Source organism: Paracoccus gahaiensis (genome assembly GCF_005048225.1).
GTDB classification, from domain to species: Bacteria; Pseudomonadota; Alphaproteobacteria; order Rhodobacterales; family Rhodobacteraceae; genus Paracoccus; species Paracoccus gahaiensis.
This window is the reverse complement of sequence record NZ_SUNI01000055.1, coordinates 1-5,044: the sequence shown is the minus strand read 5'-3', so window position 1 is coordinate 5,044 and position 5,044 is coordinate 1. Positions and strand designations below refer to the sequence as shown.

Annotated in this window: 4 protein-coding genes; all 4 read left to right on the top strand. The window is 69.5% G+C overall.

Going from position 1 to position 5,044, the window contains the following annotated elements; genetic code table 11:
* Window positions 1-145 precede the first annotated feature (145 nt).
* Genes FA743_RS19885 through FA743_RS19870 form a run of 4 tightly spaced genes read left to right on the top strand, consistent with a single transcriptional unit; the run spans window position 146 to window position 4,870 of the window.
* Window positions 146-1,204, top strand: a complete 1,059-nt coding sequence (locus tag FA743_RS19885; protein WP_136887790.1) for a sugar phosphate isomerase/epimerase family protein — start codon at window positions 146-148, stop codon at window positions 1,202-1,204.
* Complete coding sequence (locus FA743_RS19880; RefSeq protein ID WP_136887789.1) at window positions 1,201-2,334, top strand: Gfo/Idh/MocA family protein; 1,134 nt, start codon at window positions 1,201-1,203, stop codon at window positions 2,332-2,334. The genes FA743_RS19885 and FA743_RS19880 overlap by 4 nt, the downstream gene beginning before the upstream one ends.
* On the top strand, window positions 2,331-3,860 hold the full coding sequence (locus tag FA743_RS19875; protein ID WP_136887788.1) for a sugar ABC transporter ATP-binding protein: 1,530 nt from the start codon (window positions 2,331-2,333) through the stop codon (window positions 3,858-3,860). Before FA743_RS19880 ends, FA743_RS19875 begins: the two co-directional genes overlap by 4 nt.
* The gene (locus FA743_RS19870; protein ID WP_136887787.1) at window positions 3,857-4,870 is read left to right on the top strand and encodes an ABC transporter permease; all 1,014 of its coding nucleotides are present in this window, start codon (window positions 3,857-3,859) and stop codon (window positions 4,868-4,870) included. Before FA743_RS19875 ends, FA743_RS19870 begins: the two co-directional genes overlap by 4 nt.
* Window positions 4,871-5,044: the final 174 nt, after the last annotated feature.

The following is a 5,044-nucleotide window of genomic DNA, read 5'->3' as shown; positions in this document are numbered from 1 at the left end:
GCCAGCCTCACGCTTATCGCAAAAATGCATATTGTAAACCATTTCATCCTGTGGTTTCGTTGGATGAAACCGATTACACACTGTGGAGAGACGCGGAGTTGGGTCGGGCAAGGAGGAGCTTCGGGGAGAGGCTTCGGGAGGATACATGCAGACCATCAAGGGCCCCGGCCTGTTTCTGGCGCAATTCGTGGGCGCCGAGGCGCCGTTCGACAGCTTCGGCGCGATCACCGCTTGGGCGGCCGATTGCGGCTATCTGGGGGTGCAGGTGCCCTCGGGGGCGGCCTCGCTGATCGACCTGGACCGGGCGGCGGCCTCGCGCACCTATTGCGACGAGCTCTCAGAGCAGGCGCGGGCCAACGGGGTCGAGATCACCGAGCTGTCGGCGCATCTGCAGGGCCAGCTGGTGGCGGTGCATCCGGCCTTCGACGCGGCCTTCGACGGCTTCGCGCCGGCGGCTGTGCGGGGCGACGCGGTCGCGCGGCAGGCCTGGGCGGTGGATCAGGTCAAGAAGACCATCGATGCCTCGGCCAATCTGGGGCTGGACCGGATGGCGGCGTTCTCGGGCGCGCTGGCCTGGCCCTACCTCTATCCCTGGCCGCAGCGCCCGGCGGGTCTGGTCGAGGCGGCCTTCGACGAATTGGCGGCGCGCTGGCGGCCGATCCTGGACCATGCCGACAGCCGCGGCGTGGACATCTGCTTCGAGATCCATCCCGGCGAGGACCTGCATGACGGGGTGACCTTCGAGATGTTCCTCGATCGTGTGGACCAGCATCCGCGCGCGAGGATGCTGTACGATCCGTCGCATTACCTGCTGCAGCAGCTGGATTACCTGGCCAATCTGGACATTTATGCCGAGCGCATCGGCATGGTCCATGTGAAGGATGCCGAGTTCAACCCGACGGGGCGGCAGGGCGTCTATGGCGGCTACCAGCCCTGGCTGGACCGGGCGGGACGGTTCCGCAGCCTGGGCGACGGGCAGGTGGACTTCAAGGGGATCTTCTCGAAGCTGGCCACCATGGGCTTCGATGGCTGGGCGGTGGTCGAATGGGAATGTGCGCTCAAGCATCCCGAGGACGGCGCCCGCGAGGGGGCGGCCTTCGTGCGCGACCACATCATCCGGGTGACCGACCGGGCCTTCGACGACTTCGCGGATGGCGGCGCGGATGACGCGGCCAACCGCCGGATGCTGGGGCTGGGGGCATGAGCGTGGCCAATCCCAATCCGACGCGGCATACTCCCATCCGGCTCGGCATGGTCGGCGGCGGCGCGGGTGCGATGATCGGCAATGTGCACCGCATCGCCGCGCGGCTGGACGGGCGGTTCGACCTGGTGGCGGGGGCGCTGTCCTCGGACCCGGCCCGGGCGGCCTCCAGCGCGGCGGCGGTGGGGATCGCGCGCAGCTATGACGATTACGAACGGATGGCGCGCGACGAGGCCGCGCGCCCCGACGGGATCGAGGCGGTGTCGGTCTGCACGCCGAACCACCTGCACGAGCCCGTGGCCCGGGCCTTCCTGGCGCAGGGCATCCACGTGATCTGCGACAAGCCGATGACCGCGACGCTGGCGCAGGCGCAGGATCTGGCCGCGGCGGCGCGGGCCTCGGGGGCGCTGTTCATCCTGACCCACAACTATTCCGCCTATCCGCAGATCCGCCAGGCCCGCGCCATGGTCGCCCGGGGCGATCTGGGCGCGCTGCGGCTGGTGCAGGTCGAATATGCCCAGGACTGGCTGACCGAAGAGACGACCAGCAAGCAGGCCGAATGGCGCACCGATCCGGCGCGTGCCGGGGCAGGGGGCGCGATCGGCGACATCGGCACCCACGCCTTCCAGCTGGCGCGCTTCGTCACCGAGATGCTGCCCGAGCGGCTGGCCGCGGACCTGAGCAGCTTCGTGCCCGGGCGCCGGCTGGACGACAACGCCCATATCCTGCTGCGCTACGGCACCGGCGCGCGGGGGATGCTCTGGGCCTCGCAGGTGGCGCCGGGGCGCGAGAACGGGCTGCGGCTGCGCGTCTATGGCGAGAAGGGCGGTCTGGAATGGCAGCACGACCTGCCCGAGACGCTGCTTTACACTCCCTTCGGCCAGCCCGCGCAGGTCCTGCGCCGGGCAGGTCCCGGCAGCACGCCCGAGGGCAGCCGCGTGCCTGCGGGCCATCCCGAGGGCTATCTGGAGGGGTTCGCCAATCTTTATGCCGAGGCGGCGGAGGCGATCCGCAGCGGCGTGCATCCCGAGACGCTGCCGGGCATCCGCGACGGGCTGGAGGGGATGGCCTTCATCGATGCCTGCATCCGCTCGCAGGCCGCCGACGCGGGATGGGTCGAGGTGACGCCATGACCATTCCCGGACCCACCGCAGCTGCGCCCGCCGTCCTGGCGCTGGACGCCGTCACCAAGGCCTTCGGGCCGATCGAGGTCCTGCACGGCGTCGACTTCGCCCTGCATCCCGGCGAGGTCCATGCCCTGATCGGCGAGAACGGCGCGGGCAAGTCCACGACCATGAAGATCCTGGCCGGCTATCTCGACCCCACCGGCGGCCAAGTGCTGCTGGAGGGCCAACCCGTGACCTTCGCCGGCTCGGACGAGGCCGAGGAGCGGGGGATCATCATGATCCACCAGGAGTTCAACCTGGCCGAGCACCTGTCGGTGGACCAGAACGTCTTCCTGGGCCGCGAGCTGACCCGCGGCATCCTGCTGGACCACAAGGCGATGCGCGCGCGCACCGCCGATCTGCTGTCCCAGCTGCATTGCCGGGTCGATCCGGCCACGCCGGTGAACCGCCTCTCGGTCCCCGACAAGCAGATGGTCGAGATCGCCAAGGCCCTGTCGCGCCGCGCCCGCGTGCTGATCATGGACGAGCCCACCGCCGTGCTGACCGAGCGCGAGACCGAGGTGCTGTTCGCGCAGATCGAGCGGCTGCGGGCCGAGGGCGTGGCAATCCTCTACACCTCGCACAAGCTGGGCGAGGTCAAGCGCATCGCCGACCGCGTCACCGTGCTGCGCGACGGCACGATGGTGCGCTCGGACCTGACCGCCGACGTGACCGAGGACGACATGGCCGCCGCGATGGTCGGGCGCGAGCTGTCGGATCTCTATCCCCCCAAAGTGCGGGGCAGCGCCGAGCCGATCCTCGAGGCGCAGGGCATCACCGTGCCGGGCGTCGTCCATGACGCCAGCCTGGTCCTGCACCGGGGCGAGGTGCTGGGCCTGGGCGGTCTGGTCGGATCGGGCCGCACCGAGCTGGCCGAGGCCATCGCCGGGCTGCGCCCGCGCACGGGCAGCGTCCGGCTGGACGGCACCGATCTGCCCGCGGGGCAGGTGGCCCAGGCCATGCGCGCGGGGCTGGCCTATCTGACCGAGGACCGCAAGGGCGCGGGGCTTCTCTTGGACAAGTCCCTGCGCGAGAACCTGACCCTGCCGCTGCTGGAGACCTTCGGCCGCCCGCTGATCGACCGCAGGCGCGAGGAGGCGGCGCTGGACCGCGCCATCGCCGAGTTCGCGATCCGCGCGCCCTCCCGCGACATGGCGGTGGGCGATCTGTCGGGCGGCAACCAGCAGAAGCTGCTGCTGGCCAAGGTGCTGCTGTCGGACCCGCAGGTCATCATCATCGACGAGCCGACGCGCGGCATCGACATCGGCACCAAGCAGCAGATCTACACCCTCATCGCCCGGCTGGCCGCCGAAGGGCGCAGCATCATCGTCATCTCCTCCGAGATGCCCGAACTGATCGGTCTGGCCAGCCGCGTGATCGTCATGCATGCCGGGCGCATCGCGGGCGAGCTGTCGGGCGATGCGGTCACCGAGGGCGCCATCGTGCGCTTGGCGATGGGCATGGACGACACAGACAAGGACCACGCCGCATGAGCACCGCCTCCAATTCCCCGGCATCCGCTGCCCCCGCACAGCGCCGCCCGCGCGTCAACCTGACCGTCATCGCGCCGCTGGTGGCGCTGGTGGTGCTGATCGCGATCGGCATGGCGCTGAACCCGAACTTCCTCAGCTATGCCAACATCACCAACGTGCTGGCGCGCTCGGCCTTCATCGGCATCATCGCCATCGGCATGACCTTCGTGATCACCGCCGGGGGGCTGGACCTGTCCGTGGGCTCGATGGCGGCCTTCGTGGCGGGGCTGATGATCCTGGTGATGAACCTTTTGACCGAGAGCATGGGGCCGGGCCTGCCGGTGATCTTCGCGGGCATCGCGCTGGCGCTGCTGGCCGGGCTGGCGGCGGGGTTCATCAACGGCATCCTGATCACCCGGGCGGGGATCGAGGCCTTCATCCTGACCCTTGGCACCATGGGCATCTATCGCTCCCTGGTGACCTGGCTGGCCGATGGCGGCACGCTGTCCCTGGGCTACGAGATGCGCGAGATGTACCGCCCCGTCTATTACGGTGGCCTGTTCGGCATCGCCTGGCCGATCCTCGTCTTCGCCGCCCTGGCGATCCTGGGCGAGATCACCATGCGCCACACCGCCTTCGGCCGCCATTGCGCCGCGATCGGGTCCAATGAGAAGGTCGCGCGCTATTCCTCGGTCGCGGTGCTGCGGGTGCGGCTGGCGACCTATGTGCTGCTGGGCACGCTGGTGGGCATCGCGGTCGTGATGTACGTGCCGCGCCTCGGTTCCGCCTCGGCCACCACGGGCCTTCTGTGGGAACTCGAGGCGATCGCCGCGGTGATCATCGGCGGCACGCTTCTGAAGGGCGGCTTCGGGCGGGTCTGGGGCACCGTCGTGGGCGTGCTGATCCTGTCGCTGATCGGCAACCTTCTGAACCTGACCGATGTCGTCAGCCCCTATCTGAACGGGGCCATCCAGGGCGTCGTCATCATTCTGGCCGTCGTGCTGCAACGCAACACCGGCGCGGCACGCTGACCCTTAACCCGTGGGAGGAGAACCACCAATGAAAGCCACCTTGATCGCCACCACCGCCCTTCTGGGCCTCGGCGCCGCCCCGGCGCTGTCCCAGACCGTCGGCATCTCGATCCCCGCCGCCACGCATGGCTGGGCGGGCGCGCTGAACTTCCATGCCGAGCGCACCGTCGCCCG